We start from the raw sequence: 26,367 nt of genomic DNA on the forward strand, positions 1-26,367 counted from the left end.
ACTGGATCCAGCCCTCGGACAACCGTGACAGCGGACCGTTTCAGATGGCTTCAAATCCAGACAACCGCGCGGTGAATCCGTTGTTTCGCACTGGCACCCTCGTTGCTTTTCCGCAAGGGCGTGACAGAGCGAGCGACATCCCCCCACGAGCCTTCTCCCCGGCGTGAAACATCTGGCTGGGATTCCAAGCCACCCGGTGAATTCTCGGTTTCTGCCGCACCGCTCCTGACGGATTCGACCTCCCTTCGCGCGCCGCCCCTCCCCGCCCGCCCTGGTACTCCCATGTCCTCCACGTCTCCTCGCCGGGCCAGCAGTCGCGCCATCTTGCGTCTGCAGTGGCTGCTCCCCCTGTTGTGGATGGTGTCCTCGAGTCAGGGCGCGGCGGCCCCCATCCTGCGCCACACGGCGAACCAGCGCGGCGACCTCCTGATGGTGGGCAACACGCTCGCCCACGACTGCGCCTCCGGCGTGCCGGCGCCGCTGGTGGGGACGGTGGGGAGCTGCGGGTCGAACACCTCGGATGACGCGGTGGACGTCTACTGGACCCTCCAATCAGGCGTGGCGACCGCGAACACCTCGGTGAGCCCCACCAATGCCCGGAGCCGCGCCGCGCTCAGCATCCCCACCGGCGCCATCGTGACGTATGCGCGGCTGTACTGGGCCGCGCACCTGTCCACCACCACGTCGCAGCGGACCCCGGACACCACCGCGGAGTTCAGCCGCCCCGGGGTCTTCACGCAGCAGCTGACGGCGGACGTCGCGCACAGCTACGCCCCGAGCAATCGCTACATCTACGAGTCCTCCGCGGACGTCACCAGCCTGGTCGCCGCCCACGGCACGGGCGACTACGAGGTGAGCGGCGTGGACGCCGTGCCGCTCGCCAACCTCAACAGCATGGACCCGTTCAGCGCGTGGGCGCTGGTGGTCTTCTACCGGCACCCCGACTCGCCCATTCGCAACCTGGCGCTCTTCGATGGCATCGATTACGTCAGCAGCGGCAACCCCCAGACGGTGACGCTGTCGGGCTTCACCGTCCCGCCGTCCGGCTTCGATGCCAAGCTGGGCGTGCTGGCCTTCGAGGGTGACGCCACGCGCACGGGCGACCAGTTCCTCGTCAATGGCGTGAGCATCTCCGACGCCGCCAACCCCGCGAACAACTTCTTCAACGGCACGCGCTCCGTGCTCGGCACGCCCTCCACGCATGCCAATGACCTGCCCCGCCCGACGGGCGCGCAGGCGAGCATGTCGGGGGTGGACATGGACGTGGTGGACATCACCCACCGCGTGACAGGGGGCGCCACGTCCATGTCGCTCACCGCCACGTCCACAGGTGACTCGTACATCCTCGGCGCGTTCGCGACGTCCATCGCCACGCTCCGGCCGGACTTCACCAACACCTACAAGACCGCGACGGCGGTGAACCCGCGCGCGGATGGCTCGCTGCGCGGAGGCGACGTCATCGAATACAACATCGTCACCACCAACACGGGCGACGACGTCAGCATCGAGACCGTCTTCACGGACCCCCTGCCCGCCCAGCTCACCTTCCAGCCGGGCTCGCTGCGGATTGTCTCCGGCCCCAACGCGGGCGTGCTGACGGACGCCCCGGGCGACGACGTGGGTGAGGTCAGCGCGGCGGGCGTCATCACGGTCCGGCTCGGCACCGGCGCGACGGCCACGCTGGGGGGCACCCTGCAGCTTCAACAGAGCACCACCGTCCGCTTCCGCGCCGTGGTGAAGGCCTCTGCCTCCGGAGTCATCGCCAACCAGGCCACCCTCACCGCCGCGGGCGAGCGAGGCGCTCCCGCCAGCTCCGCCACCAGCTCCCCCTCGTCGAACACCACCGGTCCGACGACCATCACCGTGTCCGTCCCGGATGCGCCCGTGGTGACGGCCCCGGCGAATGGAAGCACCGTGGCGACGAGCACGCCCGTCTTCTCCGGTACGGCCGAGCCGGGCAGCACCGTCAGCGTGGAGGTCGACGGCGTCGTCGTCTGCACCGCCCCCGCCCATGCGAGCACGGGCGCCTGGTCCTGCACCAGCATCGCGCTCCCCGAGGGCGCCCACACCGCCACGGTGACGGCCAGCGACCCGGCAGGCAACGTCAGTCCGCCCACCCAGGTGGACTTCACCATCGACACCCTCGCCCCTGACACGAGCATCGTCACCGGGCCCACGGGCGCGGTGGCCTCCAACAGCGCGACCTTCACCTTCGCCTCCAACGAGAGCCCCATCACCTACGCGTGCAGCCTGGATGGCGCGGCCTTCGCGCCTTGTGCCTCGCCGGCGACCTTCGGTTCCCTGTCCCAGGGCAATCACACCCTGGCGGTGCGCGCCGTGGACGCGGTGGGCAACATGGACCCGACGCCGGCCACCCGCGCGTGGAGCGTGGACACCGTCGCGCCGGACACCACCATCGTCAGCGGCCCGTCCGGACTGACGAACTCCGCCAGCGCCACGTTCACCTTCGGCTCCAATGAGGCGTCGGTGACGTACCAGTGCGCGCTCGACGGCGCGACCTTCGCGTCCTGCCCGAGCCCCGCGACGTTCGCCGACCTGTCACAGGGCAGCCACACCTTGCTGGTGCGTGCGGTGGACGGCGCGAGCAACGCGGACTCCTCACCCGCCAGCCGGACGTGGACCGTGGATACGGTGGCGCCGGACACCACCCTCGTCAGCGGACCGTCCGGTGCAACGAACTCCGCCAGCGCCGCCTTTGCATTCAGCTCCACCGAAGGCTCCAGTACCTACGAGTGCAGCCTCGACGGGGCGACCTTCACCTCCTGCTCGACGCCCGCGACGTACAACACCCTCTCCCAGGGCAATCACACGCTGGCGGTTCGCGCTCGCGACACAGCGGGCAACGTGGACCCGACGCCGGCCACCCGCGCGTGGAGCGTGGACACGGTGGCGCCGGACATCACCATCGTCACCGGTCCGTCGGGGACGACGAACTCCACCAGCGCGACGTTCACCTTCACGTCCAGCGAGACGCCGGTGACGTTCGAGTGCGCCCTCGATGGCGCGAGCTTCACCGACTGCTCGACGCCCGCGACCTACGACACGCTCTCCCAGGGCAGCCACACCCTGGCGGTGCGCGCCCGTGACGCCACGGGCAACCTCGATGCCACTCCCGCGACCCGGACCTGGACGGTGGACACGGTGGCTCCGGAGACGTCCTTCACCAGCACCCCGCCGTCCTCTTCCAATTCGGCGATGGCTTCCTTCGACTTCACCTCCAACGAGAGCAGCGTGGCGTTCGAGTGTCGGCTGGATGGGGAGGTGCTGTTCACTCCCTGCACCAACCCGCAGGCCTTCCCGGCACTGGCGCAAGGCAGTCACACGCTGCAGGTCCGCGCGGTGGACTCCGCGGGCAACGTGGACCCGACGCCCGCGACGTACACGTGGACCATCGACACGTCCGCGCCAGACACCACCCTCTCTGGCGGACCCTCGGGGACGACGGCGGCGACCAGTGCGACGTTCTCCCTCGCCTCCACCGAGAGCCCGGCGAGGTTCGAGTGCTCGCTCGATGGTGCGACCTTCGTTTCCTGCACGAGCCCCGTGACACACACGGGCCTCGTGGATGGCGCTCACACCTTCGCGGTGCGCGCGGTGGATGACGCCGGCAACATGGACCCGACGCCGGCCACCCGCACGTGGACGGTGGACACCACACCTCCCGAGACATCCTTCACCAGCACCCCGGCGCCCGTGGCCAGCTCCGCGACGGCCACCTTCGGCTTCAGCTCCAATGAGACGCAGGTGACCTATGAGTGCTCGCTCGACGGCGCGACCTTCGCCACCTGCGCCACTCCACAGCCCTTCCCCGGGCTCCAGGACGGCCCTCACACCCTGGCGGTCCGCGCCCGCGACGCCGTAGGCAACGTGGATGCGTCGCCCGCGACGTATGCGTGGAGCATCGACACGTCCGCTCCGGACACCACCATCGTCACCGGCCCGTCCGCGCTGACGAACAGCGCCGACGCGACGTTCTCGTTCAATGCCTCGGAGTCAGGCGTGACGTACGAGTGCTCGCTCGACAGTGCGACCTTCGCCACCTGCGCGAACCCCGCGAGCTTCGGGTCCCTGACGGACGGAAGTCACACCCTGGCGGTCCGCGCTCGCGACGGCGCGGGCAACACGGACGCGACGCCCGCCACCCGGACCTGGACGGTGGACACCACGCCACCCGACACCACCCTGACGAGCCAGCCAGCCTCCATCACCAACACCACCTCCGCCACGTTCGGCTTCGGAAGTGACACGGACCCGGTGACGTACGAATGCGCGTTGGACGGGCCGGCGTTCACCGCCTGCTCTCATCCCGAGACGTTCCAGGGACTGGCCCAGGGCAGCCACACGCTGGCCGTGCGCGCTCGTGATTCGGCTGGCAATGTGGACCCGACGCCCGCGACCCATGCGTGGACGGTGGACACGACCGCGCCGGATGCACCCGAAATCGAAGTGCCCGCAAATGGTGTCGTGGTGCCCACGCGGCAGCCTGTCATCTCCGGTACCGCGCAGCCGGGAACCCTGGTGACGGTGACGGTGGATGGCTCCGTGCTGGGCACGGCTCCCGTGAGCGCGCAGGGCGAATGGACCTTCACCCCGGCCACCCCGCTGGGCCAGGGACCTCACACCGCGACGGCGACGGCCACGGACGCCGCGGGCAACGAGAGCGATGCCAGCGCGCCCACGAGCTTCACCGTGGACACCGAGGCGCCGGAGGCCCCCGTCATCACCGCACCCGCCAGCGGCGCCACCATCGCCACCGCGACGCCTGTCTTCGAAGGCACCGCCGAGCCCTTCGCCCAGGTCACGGTGGTGGTGGACGGCGACGTGGTGGGCACCGTGACGGCGGACATCGACGGCCACTGGAGCCTCCCCAGCCCGGACACCCTGGCGGAAGGCCCTCACACCGTGGAGGCCACCGCGACAGACTCCGCGGGCAACACCAGCGAGGACACGTCAAACGACTTCGCCATCGACCTGTCCGCGCCGGGGACCTTCATCGACTCCGGTCCGCTGGCCTTCACTCGCGAGACGTCCGCCGCCTTCGTGCTGCGCATGGAGAACGGCGGCATCCGCTTCGAGTGCCGCCTGGACGGCGCGGCCTTCACGGACTGCACCAGCCCGGTGGCGTTCAGCGGACTGGCGGAAGGAAGCCACATCCTTGCGGTGCGCGCGGTCAACGGCCTGGGGACCGCCGACGCAACGCCCGCGACCTACGCATGGACGGTGGACCGGACGGCGCCCATGCCGCCCACCGTCGTCTCGCCCGCGAGCGGCACCGTGGTGGGCACCGCGACGCCGACCCTCGTGGGCACGGGTGAGCCCAACAGCCACGTCTACCTTGAGGTGGGGACCGCCACGTATGGCCCCATCCCCGTGAATGGAGCCGGCGACTGGACCTTCGCCCTTCCGGTGGAGCAGCCCGAAGGCCCCGTCACTGTCTCCGCCACCGGCGTGGACGCCGCGGGCAACATCTCCGGTGCGACGTCCCATGGGTTCTTCATCGACCTGACGGGGCCCGAGACGTTCATCGACTCCGGTCCAGCGCGGCTCACGCGCGAGACGTCGGCCTCATTCGAGCTGCGCTCCGAGGGTGGCGCGGTGGGCTATCAGTGCAGCCTGGACGGTGCCGCCTTCGCGACGTGTGACTCTCCACTGGACCAGACCGGACTCGTGGATGGCGACCACCTGCTGCTCGTGCGCGCCGTGGACGCCGTGGGCAACGTGGACCCGACGCCGGCCGAGTACGCCTGGCGAGTGGACACGACGGAGCCGGACACCCTCGTCACCTCGGGCCCCGCGCTCCTCACCGACGAGTCCTCGGCGACGTTCGAGTTCGCCTCCAGCGAGCCCGACTCCACTTTCGAGTGCAGCGTGGACGGCGCGACCTATGCGGCGTGCACCAGCCCGGTCACCTTCGAGGGCTTCACGGAAGGCGAGCACACGCTGACGGTCCGCGCCGTGGATGCGGCGGGCAATGTCGACGGCTCGCCCGCCTCGCACACGTGGACGGTGGACCTGACGCCTCCGAATGCCCCGGTCATCACCGCGCCTGCCCCGAGCGCCGTTCTCGCGGATGGCACCGTGACTCTCACCGGCTCGGCCGTCGGCGCGGAGACGGTGCTCGTGACGGTGGGAAGCACGACCCACGGCCCCATCCCCGTGGACTCCAATGGCCACTGGACTTTCACGCTCCCCTTCACGCTGGCGGATGACACGTACACCGCCGTCGTCACGGCGACGGATGCCGCGGGCAACACCAGCGCCGCGACGAGCGTCACCTTCACGGTGGACACCACGGCGCCGGACACCGCCATCGACAGCGGCCCGGAGGCCCTGACGAACGAAGTGCTCGCTGCCTTCGTCTTCTCGTCGAACGAGGCCTCGGTGACCTACGAGTGCAGTCTGGACAGCGCGGCCTTCGCGCCGTGCACTGTCCAGGATGAGGCCGGCCCCCTCGCGGACGGCGAGCACACGCTGGCGGTCCGCGCGGTGGATGCGGCGGGCAATCGGGACGCTTCGCCGGCCACGCACACGTGGACGGTGGACACCGAGGCTCCTGCGGTCGCCATCACCTTCCCTGCCCAGGGCGCGGTGCTGGACACCGCGACGGTGACGTACTCCGGCACGGCGGAGGCAGGCAGCACGGTGACGGTGGTGGCGGACGGCATCACCCTCGACTCCTTCGTCGCGGGCAGCTCGGGAGTGTGGACGCTCCCGGGTGGCTCGCCGCTCGCCGACGGCACGCACACGGTCTCCGTCACGGCGACGGACGCCGCGGGCAACACCAGCACCGTGGTGACGCACACGTTCAACGTGGACGCGCAGCCGCCAGAGACGCGCTTCACCCAGACGCCTCCCGCGCTGACGCGCCAGGACACGGCCACGTTCGGATTCGGCTCGGACGAGTCCCCGGTGACGTATGAGTGCAGCCTGGACGGCGCGACCTTCGCGACCTGCACGAACCCGGTGGAGCTGCTCGGCCTGACCGACGGCGAGCACACGCTGGAGGTCCGGGCCCGGGACGAGGATGACAACGTGGACCCGACGCCGGCGTCCTTCTCGTGGACGGTGGACACCCTGGCGCCAGACACCTTCATCGCGAGCGGCCCTCCACTCACGGAGGCCCCTGCCCTGGCGGCGTTCGACCTCGACTCCAACGAGGCGGCCGTCACCTACGAGTGTGGCCTGGACGGAGCGGCCTACGTGCCATGCACGGACCCGGTCCGCTTCACCGACCTGGCGCTGGGGGCGCACACGCTGAACGTGCGCGCCGTGGACGCGGCGGGCAACGTGGACGACACGCCGGCCACCTACGCATGGGTGGTCACCGCCGACGCGGATGGCGACGGACTGACGGACGCGGAGGAGCTCATGCTGGGCACCGACCCGAACGACGCGGACACGGACAGCGACGGCCTGCCAGACGGCATCGAGGTGAAGGTCGCTGGGACGGACCCGCTCGACGACGACACGGATGATGACGGCCTGCTGGATGGCAACGAGGACGCCAACCACGACGGCGTCGTCGACGCGGGCGAGACGGACCCGAAAAAGACGGACACCGACGGCGACCTGCTCGCGGACGGCCTGGAGCTGGGCCTCACCGAGCCCCAGGGCACGGGCACCGACCTGACGCGCTTCACGCCGGACACGGACCCGACGACTGTGACGGACCCGCTCAACCCCGACACGGATGGCGGCAGCGTGCGCGATGGCATCGAGGACGCCAACCACAACGGCCGGGTCGACTCGCGTGAGACGAATCCCCTGCGGCCCGAGGACGACCTCGACTCCGACCTCGACGGCATCGACGACGCGACGGAAATCGAGCGGGGCCTGGACCCACGCAACGCGGACACCGACTCCGACGGCGTGCCCGACGGCCTGGATGGACTCGCCGACACGGATGGTGACGGCCTCATCGACGCACTGGACCCGGACAGCGACAACGACGGGCTCATGGACGGCACGGAGATGGGCGTGACGCGGGAGAGCGCGCCGGCGGACACGGACCGTGACGCACCCCACTTCCGCCCCGATGCGGACCCGAGCACCACCACCGACCCGAAGACCCCGGACACGGACGGTGACGGGTTGAGTGACGGCGAAGAGGATGCCGACCACAACGGCCGCGTCGATGCCACGGAGACGGACCCGAACATCCCCGACACGGATGGGGACGGCCTGAGCGACGGCGTGGAGGTGAAGGGCAGCAACCCCACCGACCCGCTCAACGCCGACACGGATGGCGACGGCCTGGCGGATGGTGTGGAGGATGCCAACCACGACGGCGTCTTCGGCAACGGCGAGACGGACCCGAACAACGCGGACACCGACCTCGGTGGAACCAGCGACGGCGAGGAAGTCTCCGGCGGCTCGAACCCACTGGACGGCAACGATGACTTCCTCATCACGGGCCGTGGCTGCAGCACGGGCGGCACGGGCACCTTCACCCCGCTCGCGCTGCTGCTCCTCGCGCTGCCGTTGCTGAGCCGGCTTCGCCGCGCCGGTGGGCGGCCCACCCAGGACATCCAGGCCCGCTGAGCATCACCCTGGCGCTGACGGATGACCTGCTCGACGCGTATCGAGCAGGTCATCCACGGAGGCGCGGCCGCTCGTCCTCACTCGGGCGAGCAGGTGTGCCCGCCTTGCGCGCGCGGCTGGTCGCGGGTGGCACCGGCTCGTCGAGGGCGCGGAGTTCGTCAGCGTGGTGACGGCCCCAGTCACAGAGCGCCCCCACTATCGGACGCAGGCTGAGCCCGAGCGCGGTGGCCGAATAGACGACACGCGGCGGTACCTCGGCGAACACCTCGCGGCGAACGACCCCGTGCGCCTCCATCTCCCGGAGCTGCTGCACCAGCACCTTCTGACTCACGCCAGGAATCACGCGCCGGAGCTCGGAGAGCCGCTGGGGACCCTCGAAGAGGAAGTACAGGACGAAGACCTTCCAGCGGCCCCCAATCACCTTCAGCGCGCGCTCCGCGGGCACCAGCGGGAGCTCCTTCATGATGGGCATGGTTACCTCTGGGTTCCTATGGAACGAAGACGTCCGTAGAGGGTGAAAAGGTCTGTAGTCGCCAGGAGGGAGCGTATGGACAATCCGTGCCAGAAATCACGCGACTCCTGAAAGGAATCTCCATGTCCATTGGCACGAAGCGCTCCACCGCTCCCATTGCCCTCATCACCGGCGGAAGCCGAGGCCTCGGCCGAAGCACGGCGCTGGCCCTCGCGGACCGAGGAATGGATGTCATCGTGACCTACCGGACAGGCCACGACGAGGCGAACGACGTCGTCACCTCCATCCGCGCCAAGGGACGCAACGCCGTCGCGATTCATCTCGACGTCGGCAAGACGGGGACCTTCGAGGCGTTCACCGCCGAAGTCCGCGAGGCGCTGAAGCAGACGTGGTCTCGTGAGCGCTTCGACGCCCTCGTCAACAACGCCGGCATCGGCGGCTACTCGCCGTTCATCGAGACGTCCGAGGCCACCTTCGACGAGCTCGTCGCGGTGCACTTCAAGGGGCCGTTCTTCCTGACGCAGAAGCTGCTGCCGTTGATCGCCGACGGCGGGCGCATCATCAACATGTCGACGGGACTCGCGCGCTACGTGTACCCCGGCTTCTCGACCTACGCCGCGGTCAAGGGGGCCATCGAGGTGCTCACCCGAGCGCTCGCGGTGGAGCTTGGCGCGCGCCGCATCACGGTGAACGTCGTGGCGCCTGGCGGAATCGCCACGGACTTCGGAGGCGGCGTCATGCGCGACCCCGAACTCCAGAAGACGGTCGCGGCCGAGACTCCGCTCGGGCGCGTCGGCGAACCCGAAGACGTCGCCGGCGTCATCGCGATGCTGCTCGCACCCGAAACCGGGTGGATGACTGGCCAGCGCGTCGAGGTCACCGGCGGATATCGGCTCTAGTCCGCGAACCGGCCTCCGCCTCCATAAGCACACGGAAACACGGAGGCGCGCGTGAAGCTGAAGGGTGAGTCACGATTCACTTGCCCCTCACCTTTCCGTCCGCCTATCGCGTCCAGGAACGCGGCAGTGGACGGGGAGGCGGGACACGGCCTTGAATCAGCGCATGACGCGGAGATTCGGGGAGCGGCTGGTGCTGGAGGGCGTGCTGACGCCGGAGCTGCTGTCCCGGGCGCTCGCCCATCAGCAGGAGACGGGCCAGAAGCTGGGTGAGTGCCTGGTCCGGCTGGGCGTGGACGAAACGCCGGTGCTCCGCCTGCTGGCACGGGAGCTCCAGACGCGCTTCGTCTCCACGGAGAAGCTGGCCCAGGCGAAGCTCGGCCCCGCGCTGCTGGAGCGGGTTCCCGTGCGGCTGGCGGAGGGCTTCGACTTCATGCCGCTGCGGCTGGACCCGGGGGTGCTCTGTGTCGCCATCGCGGAGCCCCAGCGGCAGCGAGCGCTGGACGAGATTGCTCGCACGGTGGGCGTCACCCAGGTGCTGCCCTTCGTCGCGATTCGCAGGTCCATCCGCGCGGCCATCCGCAAGCACTACTACGCGGTCGCGGACGCCTTCGAGCACCCGCCGGAAGATGACGCCTGTCCCCACTGCGGCGCGCCGACGCTCCCCAAGGACTTCCAGTGTCCGCGCTGCGAGCTGCTGCTGGTGCGCCACGTCGAGGACCTGCCTCCTCGCGACAACGTGTCGCTGGTGCGAGCCCTGCTGACACAGCCCGAGCGGAATGGAACCTCCGGGACACCCCAAGCCCCCCAGGCGGAGGCCACGCGCACCTCGTCGTTCGATGCACCCACGGGAGGAGCCAATGCGCGGCCGTTCATCGTGGGAGGGCTGAAGGTCGCGAACCTGAGGCTCAGCCCCTTCGAGGCGTACGTGCTGTCGCTGGTGGACGGCCACACCTCCCTGGCGGACCTGTCGCTCATCACCCAGCTCGCGGAGGTGGAGCTGCGCGCGCTCTTCGCGTCACTGGAGGAACGCGGAGTCACCAGGCTCTACGAGATACCGCCCCCGACGTCGCGAGCAGCCTCCGCCCGGGAAACCCCGTCGGAGGCAGTGGCCGCACCACCTCCGCCGCCAGTGACTCGAGAGCCGGCGCCTCGCCCGGAGGACGCGAACGAGGATGTGCTCCAGCGCGTCATCCGGATGGAACAGGAAGGTCGGTGGGCCGAGGCCGTCGAGTTGCTGGAGCGGGGCATCGGACTGCTGCCATCACCCGCGCCGCTCTACAACCGGCTGGGCATGATCGTCCTGAACCACCACCGCGACTACGAGCGCGCCACGGCCCTGTTCCAGAAGGCATCGGACCTGGCGCCGGAGAACAACCTCTACACGATGAACCTGTACTCGGTGATGTGCCTCCTGGCGGATGCCACCAACGCGGGACAGAAGAAGGCGCGACGCTGAGGGGAATGGAGCGAACGAATACAGCGGGTGAGTCGTACTGCTGGGCGATCAGCGCGGTGTGACTGGGGCCGCAACCTGGCACCCACCGAGCCTGGTGGTGGGAATCGGATAGGGATTGAACACACCATTCGAGGATGGCTCGGGTAGGGCGCAACCCGACATGTCACAGAAATGTTCGGATAACATTCAAATCGGGCGTGTTATCTTCCACGGCCATGCACATCCCACTCCGACTGTCATCCCTCCTCCTCGCCGCATCTCTCGCTGCTGGCTGTCTGGGCCCCGAGACGGACACTGAGAACCTCGAGAGCCTCGAGCAACAGGCCACGGATCCCACGTTCCGCGTCTACAACGTCGTCGAGGCCATGCGTCCGGCCGGCAACTACGACGGCGTCGCCGGCAACGAGTGCATCGCGCTCCTGAACCCCGAGCACCGCCTCCGCAAGATCATCCTCGTCGTACCCGCCGGCGCCGGCGGCTCCTGCGCGCTCAGCGCCTACACCGCGGGTACGGCCCTCAGCTTCACCTGGGGTGATACGTCCGTCTACCAGGGCTCGGCCGGCATCGCCGCCATCCGCGCCGCGCTCTCCGATACGAATGGCGCCGTGCACCGTCTCACGGGCACGCTCACCTCCGAGGCCGCGACCCTCGCCAACCTGCAGACCTTCCTCACGCTGAGCGACACCCAGCAGGCCACCCAGCTCGGCACCGCCACCTCCGTGGACGTCCACTCCCTCTATGACTTCGAGGGCCAGGAAGAGGTCTACGCCGAGGCCGCCTACCAGTCCGTCCGCGTCACCCAGCCCTGCGAGAACCCCGGCTCGCCCCAGCTCGTGGCCCTCGTCAAGAACGGCTTCGTCTACGGCTACTCCGCCAGCAACACGGGGAGCTGCCACAGCGGCTGGTTCACCCGGTGGCGCAAGTACAACCGCGCCTGGCACCTCGTGGCCCAGTACGACTACTCCGAGTAGCTCGCCGCACCCCTGTTCAGGGCGCTGAAAAGAAGGCCCTGCCCACCGGCAGGGCCTTTTTTGTTCCCCCAAGGCCCTGTTCCCCTCCAACCCCCTGAATTCAAAGAGACTTTCTTCGCCGCGCCGAAGGGGTGCGCCGCATCGGCTGAGGCTGCCGGCAGGGGTGGAATCTTACAATTTGGTAAACAACCCAAGAATCTGGGAGGAGCGCCGCAACTCAGGCCGGGAACTCCCGAGAATTGTCGCAAGGAGCCACCATGTCCAACTACCGCATCCGTCCTGGCGACACCCTCTCCGGCCTGGCGGCCCGCTTCGGCACCACTGTCGAGAAGCTGGCCCGTGACAACAACATCTCGAACCCCGACCTCATCTACTCGGGCAACAACCTGAGCATCGGGCACTCCACGCGCGATACGTTCGACGCGGGCGGCAACAACCAGGGCGTCCGCGGTGGGAATGACGTGGGCGGTCCCACGGGAGTGGGCCCCAGCAACGCGTCGAACAAGATGCAGCGTCTGGCGGAGGCGGCCCGCGCGGCGGCGATGGGCATGGGCGGCTACAACAGCCAGGGCCTCTGCGCCACGGGCGTGAGCCGGGCCATCAGCAACGCCCTGGGCATTGGCGTGTCGGGCAACGGCAACCAGATTGATAACAACCTGCCGCGCGACAAGTTCAAGCAGGTCGACATGACGTTGGAGGAGGCGCTGAAGATTCCCGGCCTCGTCCTCACCTGGGAGAGCACCTCCTCGAACCTGGGCCGCATCTACGGCCACACTGCGGTCACCCTCGGCGACGGCCACTCCTCCGCGAGCGACTTCATCGAGCGCAACACGACCAACGGCGGTCGCACGGGCTTCAAGGTCTTCATGCCCATCGAGTAGCACCCGTCGCATCGTGGCGTTCCCCGAAGCCCCGGGCCCCCTGGTTGGGCCAGGGGCTTCGTCGTTTCTGGGGGACCCTACTCGTCCGCCACGCGCTCGACGGTGGCAAGCCACGCCCGCGCCCCCTCGGGGTCCGTCTGCTCGTAGTGCGCCTCCCGGAGGGCCTTCACGCGCCAGCCTTCGTCGAAGGTCGCACGCAGGGCCTCCGGGGGCACCGCGCGCGGACCGTCGCGGAAATAGAGCGCGTGGTAGTGCCCGCCCGGACGCAGCACGCTCGCGAGGCTGGCGGCGAACGCCGGCCGGTCCCCGGGTTCAAAGACGTGGAGCAGCGCCGAGTCGATGAGCGTGTCGAAGCGCCGGCCCAGCGAGGCCAGCTCCATCGCGTTGCCCACATGAAACGCCACCTCGAGCCCTCGGGCCCGGGCCGCCTCGCGAGCCCGGAGGATGGCGGGCTCCATCAGGTCCACTCCGCACACTCGCAGGCCCTGGGCCGCCAGGAAGAGGGCGTTCTCCGCGAAGCCGCAGCCGACCTCGAGCACCTCACCGGAAATTCCTCCGGCCTCCCACAGCTCGATGAAGGCCAGCTGGGGGCGGCCGATGTCCCAGGGCGCGCCCAGCGCGTAGGCCGCGCGGAAGAACTCACGCCGGACCGCGCCCCCTTCAGGCTCCCGCGACATGTCGCACCTCGCCCTCCTGCCCACCGCGAGCGCGGGGCCTGGGAATCAGCCGGACACCGAGAGGCTGGAGCGCGAGCGCGGGCCGGGGTCGCACCACGCAGCCCGGAGCCAGCTCCAGCCGGAAGCGCCGCGCCACACAGGCGGTGATGAGCACCGTCTCCATCATGGCCAGCGCCGAGCCGATGCAGAACCGGGGCCCGCCCCCGAAGGGGAAATAGACATACCGGTGCATGCGCTGGGCATCCTCGGAGAGCCAGCGCTCCGGACGGAAGGACTCGGGTGCGTCGAAGTAGCGCGCGTCGCGATGGGTCACCCACTGACTCACCGCCAGCATCGTCCCCGACGGGACGTGGAACCCACCCAGCTCGCAGTCGCGCACCGCCTCGCGGCTCGTAATCCAGGCCGGGGAGTACAGGCGCATGGCCTCCTTCACCACGGCCTCCGTGTAGCGCAGCCTCGGCAGGTCCTCCGCGCCAGGAAGCCGGTCCCCGAGCACCGTGTCCAGCTCGCTCCCCAGCCGCGCCTCGGCGTCGGGGTGCTGGGCCAGCAGGTACCAGGCCCAGACGAGGGCGTCCGCCGTCGTCTCGTGCCCGGACATGATCATCGTCGCCAGCTCGTCCCGCAGCTGCCCCTCCGACAGGGGCACCGGGGACGACAGCAGCAGGGCGAGCAGGTCCGTGCGCTCCGCGGGCTGCTCCCGGTAGCGACGCACCAGCGTCTCCAGCAGCACGTTGAGCCGCCCCAGCGCGCGGCGCAGCCGGAGGTTCGTCGGCGTGGGAACCCAGATGGGCGGGCGCAGCGGGCTGTCGGTGTGCCGCATGACGGCGTCCACGGCGGCGGCCACGTGCCTCGCCTCATCGTCGATGGGCGTGTGGAAGAGGAAGCGGCTGACGATGTCGAGCGCCAGCGCGGACACGTCCGAGTGCACGTCGCGCGCTTCCCCGGGACGCCACGTCTGGAGCCGCTGCTCGGTGAGGGACACCACCGTGTCGCCACACGCGGCCACGTGCTTGCGATGGAACGCGGGCTGGACGAGTCGCCGCTTTCGCAGCCAGTCCTCCCCTTCGCTGTTCATCATCGCCTCGGGAAAGCCGCCCTTGTGTCGCCTGCCCTGGCCCACGCCGGCGAGCTTCACGAAGTTGCCGTCTCCATTCACCAGGACCCGCTCGATGAGGTCGGGATGGTTGAGGAGGTAGTTGCGCTTTCCCAGCCGCACCACGTCGCCGTACTCCCTGGCGCAGCGGGTGAGGAACCCCAGCGGGTCCTCGGAGAACTCCACCAGGTTGCCTGCGATGAAGTGACCCCTGGGCCCTGGGGGGAGGCGCACTTGCGGCATGGAATTCCTGGGAGCATTCAAAGACAGCCGTCGCGTGGGAGGAGCAGGACCTTCACTCCACCCACGACTGCGAGGTCATCCGACCCAACCGTCAGGGCGCATTGCCTGACGACTGTTGACTAGTAATAGATGTAGGGAGCGGAGAGCTTGTCCGCGCGAGCAATCCGCATCAGCACAGCCAAAGAGTAGAGGGCCTTCTTCATGGCGAACTCCCGGTTTGAGGTGGTTGCGTGTTGCTGTTGGCTGCCCAAAGGGTCAGCGCGGCAAAATGTGGCATGCCCAGGATGTCTGGGCAAGCCCGTCTGATTGGTTATAGAGGAGGCACTGTTTTTCATTGTCACCAGAGCGGAGGCTGTGCGGGCAAACCCTGCTCAGTCACACCCGGGTGACATCCGTGCGCCCTACCCCTCGGACCAACCCTCCACCTCGCTCGCCGTCGCGCGCGCGAGCTTCGCGGCGGCCACCGGATCCAGTCGCGCGGTGACGAGCACCCCAATGACAGACCCCACCAGCAGCTCCACGCGACGCGCCACCGTCTTCCGGGGAATGGCGCCTGCTCGCGCCGCGGCCTCCAGCGCCCTCGTCAGGTGTCCGTGCAAGAGGGCCCGGTAGTCCTCCACCGCGCGGTGGGCCTCGGCGTCATGCGGGGCCAGCTCGGTCGCGGTGTTGACGAGCAGGCACCCCCGGCGCGTCAGGGCCTGGGGCGCGGTGCCCATCGTCGTCGCGAGCGACTCGAAGTACGTCACCACCTGCGTCAGGCCCGGCGGGCCCGCGGCGAAGACAACCAGCCGGGGCGTGATGACCTCCTGGAGGTACAGCGTCACGGCCCGCGAGAACAGCGCCCGCTTGCTCTCGAACGCCTGGTACAGACTGGAGCGGTTCAGCCCCGTGGCGGTCTCCAGGTCCGAAAGCGACGTGGCCTCGTAGCCCCGAGACCAGAACACCCCCAGCGCCTTGCGCACCGCCTCCGTCTCGTCGAACGCACGCGTACGCGCCACGTCACCCTCCTTGACAATTCTGGACCGAACGTTTCAATATGAATTCGGAACTGATTGGTCCAGAATACCGGAATCCCGGAGGGGAGTCATCATGTCGTTACTGGCGCAGGTCTTCGCGGTCATCGCGGCGCTCATCCACGTGCTGTTCTTCGTCATGGAGAGCATCGTCTTCTCGCGGCCGGAGGTGTGGCAGCGCTTCGGGCTGAAGTCGCAGGCGGAGGCGGACGTGCTGAAGCCGATGGCGCTGAACCAGGGCTTCTACAACCTGTTCCTCGCGCTGGGCGTGCTCGTGGGCGTGGCGCTGGTGCGCACCGGCGCGGTCACCTCCGGTGTGGCGGCCGTCATGTTCGGTTGCGCGTGCATGGCGCTGGCGGCGCTGGTGCTCGTCTCGAGCAACCGCCACTTCCTCCTGGCCAGCGTCGTCCAGGGCGCGCTGCCGCTGCTGGCCATCGTGCTCGTGGCGGTGCACTCGCGCGGGTGAGGCCACGGCACCTGGGCATCGCTGGCGGCGTGCTCGCAGGCGCGTGCGTTGAACAGCGAAGGCCCAGGAGCCTTCGCGAGGTTCGCGAGGACTCCCGGGCCCGTGGCGCCAGTGGACGTGGGGCTACTGCACCGGGCTGACGTCCACGTCGACGACGCGCGACTCCTCGGTGTGGGTCGTCCCGGTGAGGGCCTCCATCGCGGCGCCCACCTGGAGCGTCAGCGCCCACTCGCCCGTGCTGAGCTGGGTGGGCACGTACTTCCAGAAGAGCCGCACGGGGCCCGCGGTCTCACCCTCGGCCAGCAGCGCCTCGCGGGCCCGCTGCTCGATGTCCGCCGTGCTCAGCCGCGTGCGCAGCAGGTGGCCCACCCGGGCCAGGGGCGGCCAGGAGATGAGCGCGCGCTGGAAGGTGCCATCCACGCCGTGGGACACCACCGCGCGGTGGCCCTCCACGCGGATGCCGTTGATGGCGCGCATCACGAAGGTCTTGTAGCGGTGGAGCTCCGGCACCGCGGCGACGCCGTCCTCCTCCGTCTCCAGGAAGGACTTCACCTGGTACACCGCCCCGATCTCCGAAGCGGGGATTCCCCAGCGCTGCAGCCGGGCAATGGCGGTGCGCTGCATCACCGCGGGCTCCTGGGGCACCGCGGGGCCACTGCCGAGCCTGTTCAGCACCAGGACCTGCCCCTCGGACGGGTCGTTCTCCAGCGTCCAGGTGCGCGACTCCAAATCTCGGCGCGAGCCGAGCGTCCCCGTCGTGGTGAAGGCCTCGGTCGAGCCCACCAGGGCGCCCTGCAGCACCGCGTCGTTGAACGCGGTGCGAGGAAGCAGGTCGGTGGGAATGCCTCCGGTGGGCGGCGTGGCGATCCGGGTGGAGTCGAAGACGAAGCCGACGGTCGTCGCGGACGCGACCTGCGTCTGGGGGTCCACGGGCTCAACGACGGTGGCGGCGCTGTCACAACCCAGCGCGGCGGCGAGCGGAAGGGCGGTCAAGAAGCGGATGAATGGGGTCTTCATGGCGTTTCGTTCTTTCTGAACAGGGTCGAAGGAGGCGGCGTTCATTCCGGAAGCTTCTGGCCGCTGGAGGGGTCACAACCGCCCACGTAGAAGATGGAGGAGGCGACCTTGCCGCCGGTGTTGTGACGGTCCTTCCATCCACCGGACTCGAACATCGCGACCCGCTTCGCCTTCGTGTCGCCGAAGACGATGGACACCGGGCAGTCGTCGTTGTTCTTGCCCCAGTCCCTGTCGTACGCCTCGTCAATCCAGTTCTCGCCCACGCCAGACGTCTTCGAGTCGGCCACGTAGCGCTTCACGTAGCGCTTCACGTGGTTGCCGCACGACGAGTCGCCGTGAAACGCGTTCCACATGGTGAACCCGCTGGTGTTCGTCACGAGCGCGGTGCGGTATCCCCCCTGCTTCCAGACCTGGTAGTCACCGGACTGGCAGGCCTTGACGACGGCGATGTTCAGCTTCCCGTTGCCCAGGCTCATGTGGGTATCCGTGACGGCCGAGCACGCGTCCAGGTTGCTCCCCATCACCAGCCAGCTGCGGAGGTTCGCCTCGCTGTGGCCGCCGTGCGTGTGGACGAAGAGGATATCCGCGTCGTCCACGCCCGCGTTGGCCTGGGTGTCCTTCGCGTTCGCCGCGCTCCCCTTCGACGCATCCGTCCAGAGGTCCGTGCGCGCGCTGGTGTTGTTGAGCGTGCGGACGTCCGTCCACTGCCCGGCGTTCACCAGCGAGTTGAAGTAGCCGGCGAACTCCCCCGCCGTCTTGGTGTGGACGGAGTGCGAGTCAGCGTCGCACTGCCCGCTCGCCGCGCCGTTGAAGTTCGCGATGCCGTAGACATGGGTCTCGTTCGCCAGCACCGCCGCGGGCAGGAGCAGCGCCCCCGCGAGGGTCGCGCCCGTCCACTGCCTGGTTTGCTTCCTGAGCTTCATGGTCCTGCTCTCCCCCCCGTGTGGGGTATCGATGGTTGGCCTGTCACGACGGGAGAAGCGCACGCGGTCCGCCGTGCGTTCTCCGGCCTTGGCTCATCAACGAAGGTCGCGGAGATTTCCCCTCACCCCCTTCGTGCGCGATTTTTCCGCGTCGACGCCGTGCGGGGTGCGGTGACACGATGCCCGAACCGCCCCGGCTCACCTTCAGCACCTCGGGTGCCAGGGTCGCTCGGACGTCACCTGGAAAGGTCGTGGGCCATGTCGGCGCAATATGACGAGATTGGAGAGAAGGTCGCGGACTGGGATGTGCTGCCGGTGCGCTCGGAGTACATCGAGGGGCACTCCTTCTTCAAAGCGCTCGGCTCGGTGGCCGAACGGACCGTCCTGGACCTGGCCTGTGGCGACGGGCTGTACACGCGGCAGCTCAAGGCGCGAGGCGCACGCCGGGCGGTCGGCGTCGACATCTCCGAGGAGATGATTCGCGTCGCGAGGCGACAGGAAGCCGAACACCCCCTGGGCATCGAGTACCACGTGTCGGACGTCGCCGACCTGGCGCCCCTGGGCACGTTCGATGTCGTGACGGCCATCTACCTGCTGCACTACGCGCACTCGCCCGAGCACATGCTGCGGATGTGCCGGAACATCCATGCCCACCTGAAGCCCGGGGGCAGCTTCGTCACGTACTCGTTCAACCCCGAGTTCAGCGCGAAGGGCCCCAACAGCACGCGGTATGGCATCACGATGTTGGACTTCCCGGAGTCCCCTCGGGAGGGACAGACGCTCTCCGCGGAGCTGCACACGAAGACGCCCTTCACCATCCACTTCTCCTACTGGAGCCGGGCCACGTACGAGCAGGCGCTTCGAGATGCGGGCTTTCACACCCTCACCTGGATGCGTCCCGAGTGTTCCCCCGAGGGAATCGCCCGGTATGGCCGGGAATTCTGGCAGGACTATCTGGATAACCCGCACGCGGTGGCGCTGCGCTGCGAGCGGTGAGCCGCGTGAAGACTCCTCGACCGAGTGGTGTCCGCGGTGTGATGGTGGCGGCCCCCTCGTCACTCTCCTGGAGCTTCATGAATCGCCTCTGCCTCACAGCCCTGCTCGCCCTGTTCGTCGGCGCATGTACCTCTGGAGGGCGCGACAAGCTGAACGCCGAGGAGTACATGGATGCGAGCGTCTCCATGTGGAACACCATGACGTCGACGTCGGAGCCCTGGCTGAACGGCAAGCGCGCCGAGGGGTTCTCCAAGGACATCCAGGGCCGCAAGAACCTGGGCCGATACAAGACAGAGCTGGGCAAGCTCCACCAGCTGGTGTCGAGCCACCTGGCGGCCACGCAGAAGTATCCCATCCCCGAGGATGCCACCGAGCTGCACGCCCGGTTGATTGCCTATCTGAACAGCCACATCGCGTTCTTCGCGACGATGCAACAGATCGCCGCCCTGCCGGATGGCTTCACCGACGCGCAGATTGAACCGCTGGGCGCGGAGCTGGACCGCCGGGCCCTGGAGATCTCCACGCTGATGGATGAGCTCGACCAGGCGCAGAAGGACTATGCGAAGAAACACGGCATCCGGCTGAACGAAGTCAGCCACTGACGGGGGTGCGTCGAGGAGCCCCGCACGGGCAGGACGGGACTCCTCGCGCGGTCGTCAACTTGGAAGGCGGCCCCCTACATCCCTGCTCGTCGTCATGGGATACATCGACGAGGACGGCCGGGCGCGCTCGCCTCCAAGAAGAACCTCTATTGAGCGGACCCCCCTGCCCGTCATCCGCTCAGAAGCGGCCGGACAGCCCCAGGAACTTGTGGTCGCGCGTCAGCGTCAGGGACGGTGCCAGGCTGACGGCGGGCTCGGGCGGGGCAGGAGCGTTCGAGGCGTGTGACACCTCGTAGCTCACGACGGCGCCCACCAGACAGAAGGCGGTGATGACCCCGGCCCGGGCCTCGTCGTACTTGAGGAACAGCGAGGCCACCACGCCCGCTGCCGCCGCCACGCCTGTCCCCAGATACGTTCCCTGCAAAGTCCCCCTGCCGCCCGCGATGCGCGCTCCCCACCAGACGCCCAGCGGGGCCCCCAGCGAGGCGCCTACGAGGGCGCCGTAAATCACTTCCGTCGACCCCGTCGTTGGACCGCCTGTCGCCTCGCGAAACAAGGCCCCGACATACGCGCCCGCGAATGCCAGGGACGCGGAGGTCAGCGACATGGCCACGACCTCCAACGGGAGGCGCACCACGGGGTGCGCGGGCTCTCGTACCGGTGGCTCATCGAGCAAGCGGAGGGCCTTGCGTGGCTGCATTCCCGGAAGCGGTTCGTCCACGGCGCCCTCCCCTGTCTGCGCGAGGCAGACGCCAGGAAGAAGCACCCAGCAGGAGAGCAACAGGGAACACGTCCACGCGAATCGAGCCGTCAGCACATTCATGGCCGCCGCGGGCTGCAAGGCGGGGACCTCTCCGGCTGTTTCACGGCGCTCCCAGGAGAGCGCGGGCGCCCCCGCGCGCGCCGTGTGCGCAATCCACTGCACAACGGGCGCCCTGGTGTGCAGCCGACTGCTCAAGCCCCTGTCACTTCGACGGGCGGACGTCGCGACGGACACCTCGCCCACGCACCGGAGCACGCCGGTTCGCGCGGCGACGAAACGCTCGCCACAGGAGCCAGACCGCCACGACGGCGACCACCGCCGCCAACAACACCGGCCAGAAGACCTCCAGCATGAGGAGCAGGAGCACCGGATACGAATACATATCCAGGTCGCCATCATCCGCGTGAGCGGGCAAGGCCATCAGCACCGCGGTGAGACATCCGACGACAAGGGCTCCATTCAAGTTTCGCGACAGAGCCCTGGCGCAGGCCTCCCTCGCATGGGTGACACGTCGCATTACCGCTCCCGGCTGGAGATTGCCCCTGGGTCCGTGGGGCCACGTCGTGCGGATGTTTCCATGGCTTTCCAAGAAGCCTAGAGTCCACCCGAATCAAGACGCGAGGGAAGAGCACAATGTTCCAGAGGGCGGCGGTTGCCGGGCGATGATGCGTGAGCCCTGGGGTCCATTCATGGCGCGGTGGTGCGCACGCCTCTCGGGCAGCGTGGTCCTGGGCCTGTCCGCCTGCGGAGGAACTCCCGCGCCCGTGGTGCCCGCGGTCTGCGAGCAGCCCACGCCGGCGAAGGTGAGCAGCTTCGCGCAGTGCGGTCCGAACCTCGACTTCACCCCCATCAACAGCTACCGGGGCGAGTTCGCCGACCTCCAGGACACGGAGGACGCGGTCGTCATGATCAACGGAGGCTGTACCGGAACGTTGATTGAAGCGCTCGCGGGGCCCGTGGTCCTCACCGCGGGGCACTGCGTCGGACTCGGGGACCGTTCGTTTGTCGTCTTCAACTTCGAGGACGAGCCCGACGGCGACCCGCTGATGACCGATGGCACAGTCATCGAGCAGGCGCTCGAACCCGACTACGCGCTCATCCAGCTCGATGTGCTTCCCCAGGTCGCCCCGCTCAAGCTGACGACGCGGGCCAGCGAGCGGCTGGCCATCATTCAGCACCCCCGGGGCCGCCGGAAGGTCATCGCCGAGGGCAGGTACGTGGACTCGTGCAACCAGCTTGTCTACTACTCGGACCTGGACACCCTGGTCGGCAGCTCGGGAGCGGGCGTGCTCAACCGTCAAGGCCACGTGCTGGGCATCCACACCGACGGCGACTGCGACGCGAAAGACAGCAGCACCAACAGGGGCTGGACGGCGGAAGTGATTGTCGAAGCGTCCCCGCATCTGCAAGCCGCCGACATCGCCGACCGCTGAGCGCGGCGGGTACCCCTCACTGCGCAAGTATTCCAGCGAGGGGTGAGGGATTCGCGGACCCGGAATGGTCTGAAGGGAGACCCCGCGAATTTCGCGGGGCGCTCACCTGGAAAGGTCCCATGACAGTCCCCCTCCGCTTGCTCCGGGCGCCGTTGGCCATCCTGCTCCTCCAGTGCCTCTCCGGCTGCGAGGACTCCCCCTCCCCGTCTCCCCCTGACGCGGGCCCCTATGTCTGGGATGGCACCTACACCGAGCTCGAGGAGCGCGGAGACTGGGTGGACCGGGGACCCCTCTCGCCGTGCTCCTCCAGCGCCGTCTACGCGCAGGAAGGCGCCTGTGATGAGCTGTCGCACTTCGACCTGTCGCAATGCGATGCACAGGCCCTCTCCGCCATTCCCAAGGAGGGCATCTACCTGTCCGACGGCCGTGGCGAACGGCACTACGAGGATGGCGGCGTGCGCATCAGCAGCGTCCCCATCGGCTTCCTGCTCCAGGAAGACGGCGGAACGATGTACGACGAGCCCCTCCGTCTCAAGGACACGGGGGATGGACGCTTCTCCATCATCGGCGGCCTGACTCGCAATGACCTCACCGTCGCCATGGTGGGATGCCAGACGCCCACGCCCAACATCATCACCGGCTGCTTCACCTACTGCCGCCGGGGGCGACTCACCCTCAAGGGAACCTTCGAGGCGAACCGCGTCGCGCTGTCGACCGGAGAGCCGGAGTCCTCGGGCAACCTCGAGCTGGTCTCCGAGCGCCACGTCCCGGTGGGAATGCCCGCGGATATCTACGTCGCCAAGGGCCACGCGTACGTCGTCTCCATACCAAACCGCGGACAGGCCGGCGGCCTCACCGTCATCGACGTGAGAGACCCGACCCGGCCTGTCCTCACGACGTCCATCAGCCTGCCCGAGGACAACTCCTGGAACGGCGTCTGGGCCAGGGGCGACGCCCTCTACGTGGCCAGCAACGACGTGGGGCCGCTCATCTACGACATCTCCAACCCCGCCCTTCCCACCTTCGTGAAGAGCCTGCCGACGGGAGACTTCGGCGCGCACACGGTGCTCGTCGACAATGACCGGCTCTACGCCATGGTCCCCAATACCGGCACCCATGTCTACGACCTGACCGAGCCGCTCAATCCCATCCTGCGCACCATCATCTCCCTGCCCGAGGACGCCGAGCTGGGAGGGCCTCACGACGCCTTCGCGTATGAGAACCGCCTGTACATCAGCAATTCCTTCGGCGGCTACTCGGTGATGGACGTCACGAACCTGGACAACGTGAGCCGCCTGGGCCGCTACGAGCGCTTTGGCTACGACTACGCGCACCACAGCGCGGTGGGCACCTTCGCCGGGAAGACCATCGCCTTCGAAGGGGGCGAATTCAACGCCTCCCACGTGCGGGTGCTGGACGTCACCGAGCCCTCCCGCATCGTGAAGATTGGCGAGTTCCGCATGCGCAACGTCACGTCCATGCACAACCTCATCCTGCGCGGCAACCTGCTCTATGTGGCGTGGTACCACGAAGGGCTGCGCGTGCTGGACGTGTCCAATCCCACCAGGCCCCGACAGGTGGCGCACCACCACACCTTCCGCGAGAGCGACCCCCAACGGGGCGACAGCATCTTCGAAGGCGCCTTCGGCGTTCGCATCCCGGGTGACGGCTACGTGTATGTCGTCGACTCGTCGCGAGGACTGCTCATCTTCAACGAGCTGTGAGGGCCGAGGGAGCGTCACGCCCGGACATGTGCCACGTCCGGGCTGACGCTCCCGGGGCTCAGTTGACGAGCAGCACCTTGCCCGCGCCACCCTTCTCGGCGTGCTTCTGGGCATCCTTCGCGGCGTCCATGGGGAAGGTCTTGCCAATGGGGATGCGCAGCTCTCCCCTGGCCACGCTCTCGCCAAGCTGCGCGAGCCGGCGTCCGTCCGGGTGCGAGAAGAAGGTGACCACCTGGAGGCCCTTGTCCCTGGCCCCCTTCGGCTCCCCCACCACGCTGCCCACGAGTCCGCCGCGCTTCACCTTGTCCAGCACCGCCGCCACGGCCTCGCCGCCCACCGTGTCCGCCACGGCGTCCAGCGTGGGCAGCTTCGCGACGTCCTTCGGATCATCCAGCGCGACGACTCCGTCTGCGCCGAGCTTCCGCGCCTCCTCCACCTGCCGGGCCCGCACGCCGGCCCAGACCTTCACCCCACGCGCCTTCGCCGCGAACAGGGCCGCGCGCCCCACCGCGCCCAGCGCACCGGTGATGAGCACCGTGTCTCCCTGGCCAGGCTTCATCTGCTCTTCAATCAGTTGCACGCCCGTCAGCGTCACCAGCGGCAGCGCGGCCGCGTCTTTCAGCTCCAGCGAGTCAGGCACCTTGGCCCATACGTCCGCCGGGGCGACCACCGTCTGCGCATAGCCCGCGGACACCAGGCCCATCACCCGGTCGCCGCGCTTGAAGCCCTCCACGCCTTGCCCCACCTCGATGACCTCACCGGACACATCCCGCCCCAGGATGGTGGGAAGCGTCAGCGGCATGTACTCCCTCATGTCGCCTCGGCGAATCTTCCAATCCACCGGGTTGATGCTCGCGGCGGTGACGCGGACCTTCACGTCTCCCGGCCCCACCTTCGGCTCGGGCATCTCCGACACGACGAGGTTGTCCACGTCTCCATAGGCCTTCAGCACGACGGCTTTCATGGGTGTCTCCCGGAATGAAGTGGCACGAAGCGCGCTCCAACGACGGACCAACGATAAGTACCGACGGAGGGAGCGCCATCGTTCGCGGGCGCCTGCTTCCCTGGCTCCCCTTCATGTGACGGGCGCGTGGTGGCGAGTTCACCGGGCCCAAGGTGTCACGGTCGCACGTCGTAGACCTTGCGCAGCGGAAGGCCACCACGGTCGATGTCGAGTTCCAGGTGCCGGAACTTCTTGAGCAGCATGTACTGCTCCAGCGCCTTCTCCGTGGAATCGAGCGCGACGCCGTTGATGCGCTGGATGACATCGCCATTCTGGAGGCCCAGCTTCTCGTACACAGACCCCTGCCGGACGGCGAGGAGCTTGAAGCCCTGGGGCTTCCCCTCCTTGAAAGACGGCACGATGCGCGCCTGCGTGAGCGCGGCGCCCTGGGTCCACTGGTCGAGGTCCAGGTACCTGTCAGGCACCTCGTAGGTGTGCTCGCCCACGCGCCGGATGTCGCTCCCTCGCTCGCTGCCCGCGGCCACTGGAGCCCCGGTCGACGGGGGCCCCTCGGGTCCCTGGCCGTCGATGACCTCCTGCTGTCCTTCCCGGGTGACGATGATGCGCTCCCGTTCGATGACGACCACCTCCGCGTCCTGGAGCACGTCTCCCACACGGAGGCTGCGCACGCGCCGGCTGTCGAGGTCCTCCACGGACGCGAGCGACCAGAAGGGCTCGCGCGACGTCAGCGTCCCCACGAGCTTCGCGCGCCGCGCGCTCCTCCGGGGCCCGCTGTGGGCAAGAGGCCCAGCCGAGGGCTTCTCCTTGATGCCGAGCACACGAGCCAGCGACTCGGTGCGAAGCGAGAGCCGCGCCTCCGTGGTGGCGAACCGGATGGGTTTCGCGGGCATCGAGTCCAACCCCGGGACGGGAACCGCGAGCTGGAACTCCGTGACGAGGTGGACAGTGCGCGCGGCAATCAACGCGGCGACGAGGAGGGAGCAACAGCTCACCAGCCAGAAGTACTTCTGGAGCAGAGGTCTCATGGAACCACGCCAGAGCAAGCACGGGGCCAGGGAATGGCATACACCGGCCCTCAGTCGGGGACACCGCGCTGCGGGCGAAAGGCACACACGACGAGGCCTCGCGGGGATGCCTGGATTGTCACGGGTCAGAGGTGTGTCCGAGACAGGCTGTCACGGTGGACGCTGCTGTCGGCACTGATGTAAGCAG

21 protein-coding genes are annotated in these 26,367 nt (G+C 68.6%); 10 read left to right on the plus strand and 11 right to left on the minus strand.

Annotation, left to right across the window (positions count from 1 at the left end; all coding sequences use genetic code 11):
• Positions 1–282: 282 nt before the first annotated feature.
• Entirely contained in the window at positions 283–8,562 is an 8,280-nt protein-coding gene (locus HUA74_RS20055) for an Ig-like domain-containing protein (RefSeq protein ID WP_174455792.1), read from the plus strand.
• Between the two features lie 49 nt (positions 8,563–8,611).
• Here HUA74_RS20055 and HUA74_RS20060 read toward each other — a convergent pair whose 3' ends face one another.
• The gene (locus HUA74_RS20060) at positions 8,612–9,034 is read right to left on the minus strand and encodes a helix-turn-helix domain-containing protein (protein WP_174455793.1); all 423 of its coding nucleotides are present in this window, start codon (positions 9,032–9,034) and stop codon (positions 8,612–8,614) included.
• A 122-nt stretch (positions 9,035–9,156) separates the two neighbouring features.
• Between HUA74_RS20060 and HUA74_RS20065 the strand changes: the two genes are divergently transcribed.
• The 4 genes from HUA74_RS20065 (at position 9,157) to HUA74_RS20080 (ending at position 13,241) form a co-directional block, all read left to right on the plus strand.
• On the plus strand, positions 9,157–9,933 hold the full coding sequence (locus tag HUA74_RS20065; protein ID WP_174455794.1) for an SDR family NAD(P)-dependent oxidoreductase: 777 nt from the start codon (positions 9,157–9,159) through the stop codon (positions 9,931–9,933).
• Between the two features lie 163 nt (positions 9,934–10,096).
• Positions 10,097–11,389: a general secretion pathway protein GspE gene (locus tag HUA74_RS20070; RefSeq protein ID WP_174455795.1), complete on the plus strand. Its 1,293-nt coding sequence runs from the start codon at positions 10,097–10,099 to the stop codon at positions 11,387–11,389.
• Between the two features lie 215 nt (positions 11,390–11,604).
• Entirely contained in the window at positions 11,605–12,360 is a 756-nt protein-coding gene (locus tag HUA74_RS20075; protein ID WP_174455796.1) for a hypothetical protein, read from the plus strand.
• Between the two features lie 257 nt (positions 12,361–12,617).
• The gene (locus HUA74_RS20080) at positions 12,618–13,241 is read left to right on the plus strand and encodes a LysM domain-containing protein (protein ID WP_174455797.1); all 624 of its coding nucleotides are present in this window, start codon (positions 12,618–12,620) and stop codon (positions 13,239–13,241) included.
• Between the two features lie 77 nt (positions 13,242–13,318).
• Here HUA74_RS20080 and HUA74_RS20085 read toward each other — a convergent pair whose 3' ends face one another.
• From HUA74_RS20085 to HUA74_RS20095, 4 genes are all read right to left on the minus strand, one after another.
• Positions 13,319–13,918, minus strand: a complete 600-nt coding sequence (locus HUA74_RS20085; protein ID WP_174455798.1) for a class I SAM-dependent methyltransferase — start codon at positions 13,916–13,918, stop codon at positions 13,319–13,321.
• Positions 13,902–15,254 (minus strand): cytochrome P450, encoded by a 1,353-nt coding sequence (locus tag HUA74_RS20090; RefSeq protein WP_174455799.1) that lies wholly within the window; start codon positions 15,252–15,254, stop codon positions 13,902–13,904. Before HUA74_RS20090 ends, HUA74_RS20085 begins: the two co-directional genes overlap by 17 nt.
• Before the next feature lie 119 nt (positions 15,255–15,373).
• Positions 15,374–15,589, minus strand: a complete 216-nt coding sequence (locus tag HUA74_RS46855) for a cittilin family RiPP precursor (protein WP_217441976.1) — start codon at positions 15,587–15,589, stop codon at positions 15,374–15,376.
• Positions 15,590–15,655: 66 nt separating this feature from the next.
• The gene (locus HUA74_RS20095) at positions 15,656–16,252 is read right to left on the minus strand and encodes a TetR/AcrR family transcriptional regulator (protein WP_174455800.1); all 597 of its coding nucleotides are present in this window, start codon (positions 16,250–16,252) and stop codon (positions 15,656–15,658) included.
• Positions 16,253–16,343: 91 nt separating this feature from the next.
• Here HUA74_RS20095 and HUA74_RS20100 point away from each other — a divergent pair, with 91 nt between their 5' ends.
• A complete protein-coding gene (locus HUA74_RS20100; protein WP_141643711.1) occupies positions 16,344–16,733 on the plus strand; it encodes a DUF1304 domain-containing protein in 390 nt (129 codons plus the stop codon).
• 123 nt (positions 16,734–16,856) lie between these two features.
• Here the strand turns inward: HUA74_RS20100 and HUA74_RS20105 are convergent, their stop codons facing one another.
• Positions 16,857–17,750 (minus strand): hypothetical protein, encoded by an 894-nt coding sequence (locus HUA74_RS20105; RefSeq protein ID WP_141643712.1) that lies wholly within the window; start codon positions 17,748–17,750, stop codon positions 16,857–16,859.
• A gap of 41 nt (positions 17,751–17,791) precedes the next feature.
• Positions 17,792–18,673, minus strand: coding sequence for a hypothetical protein (locus HUA74_RS20110; RefSeq protein WP_141643713.1), 882 nt, complete (start codon positions 18,671–18,673; stop codon positions 17,792–17,794).
• Positions 18,674–18,931: 258 nt separating this feature from the next.
• Here HUA74_RS20110 and HUA74_RS20115 point away from each other — a divergent pair, with 258 nt between their 5' ends.
• Both HUA74_RS20115 and HUA74_RS20120 read left to right on the plus strand, forming a co-directional pair.
• Positions 18,932–19,669: a class I SAM-dependent methyltransferase gene (locus HUA74_RS20115; protein WP_174455801.1), complete on the plus strand. Its 738-nt coding sequence runs from the start codon at positions 18,932–18,934 to the stop codon at positions 19,667–19,669.
• Positions 19,670–19,746: 77 nt separating this feature from the next.
• Positions 19,747–20,271, plus strand: coding sequence for a hypothetical protein (locus HUA74_RS20120; RefSeq protein ID WP_174455802.1), 525 nt, complete (start codon positions 19,747–19,749; stop codon positions 20,269–20,271).
• 178 nt (positions 20,272–20,449) lie between these two features.
• Here HUA74_RS20120 and HUA74_RS20125 read toward each other — a convergent pair whose 3' ends face one another.
• Together HUA74_RS20125 and HUA74_RS20130 are read right to left on the minus strand one after the other, a co-directional pair.
• A complete protein-coding gene (locus HUA74_RS20125; RefSeq protein WP_174455803.1) occupies positions 20,450–20,992 on the minus strand; it encodes a hypothetical protein in 543 nt (180 codons plus the stop codon).
• A gap of 244 nt (positions 20,993–21,236) precedes the next feature.
• Entirely contained in the window at positions 21,237–21,497 is a 261-nt protein-coding gene (locus tag HUA74_RS20130; RefSeq protein WP_141643717.1) for a hypothetical protein, read from the minus strand.
• Between the two features lie 226 nt (positions 21,498–21,723).
• Between HUA74_RS20130 and HUA74_RS20135 the strand changes: the two genes are divergently transcribed.
• Positions 21,724–22,467: a serine protease gene (locus tag HUA74_RS20135; RefSeq protein ID WP_254625141.1), complete on the plus strand. Its 744-nt coding sequence runs from the start codon at positions 21,724–21,726 to the stop codon at positions 22,465–22,467.
• Between the two features lie 119 nt (positions 22,468–22,586).
• Positions 22,587–24,191 (plus strand): LVIVD repeat-containing protein, encoded by a 1,605-nt coding sequence (locus tag HUA74_RS20140; protein WP_174455805.1) that lies wholly within the window; start codon positions 22,587–22,589, stop codon positions 24,189–24,191.
• Positions 24,192–24,249: 58 nt separating this feature from the next.
• Here HUA74_RS20140 and HUA74_RS20145 read toward each other — a convergent pair whose 3' ends face one another.
• Together HUA74_RS20145 and gspC are read right to left on the minus strand one after the other, a co-directional pair.
• Positions 24,250–25,155, minus strand: a complete 906-nt coding sequence (locus HUA74_RS20145) for an NADP-dependent oxidoreductase (RefSeq protein ID WP_174455806.1) — start codon at positions 25,153–25,155, stop codon at positions 24,250–24,252.
• Positions 25,156–25,310: 155 nt separating this feature from the next.
• Complete coding sequence (gene gspC / locus HUA74_RS20150; protein ID WP_174455807.1) at positions 25,311–26,180, minus strand: type II secretion system protein GspC; 870 nt, start codon at positions 26,178–26,180, stop codon at positions 25,311–25,313.
• Positions 26,181–26,367: the final 187 nt, after the last annotated feature.

This window comes from Myxococcus sp. CA051A, assembly GCF_013336705.1.
Lineage (GTDB): Bacteria > Myxococcota > Myxococcia > Myxococcales > Myxococcaceae > Myxococcus > Myxococcus llanfairpwllgwyngyllgogerychwyrndrobwllllantysiliogogogochensis.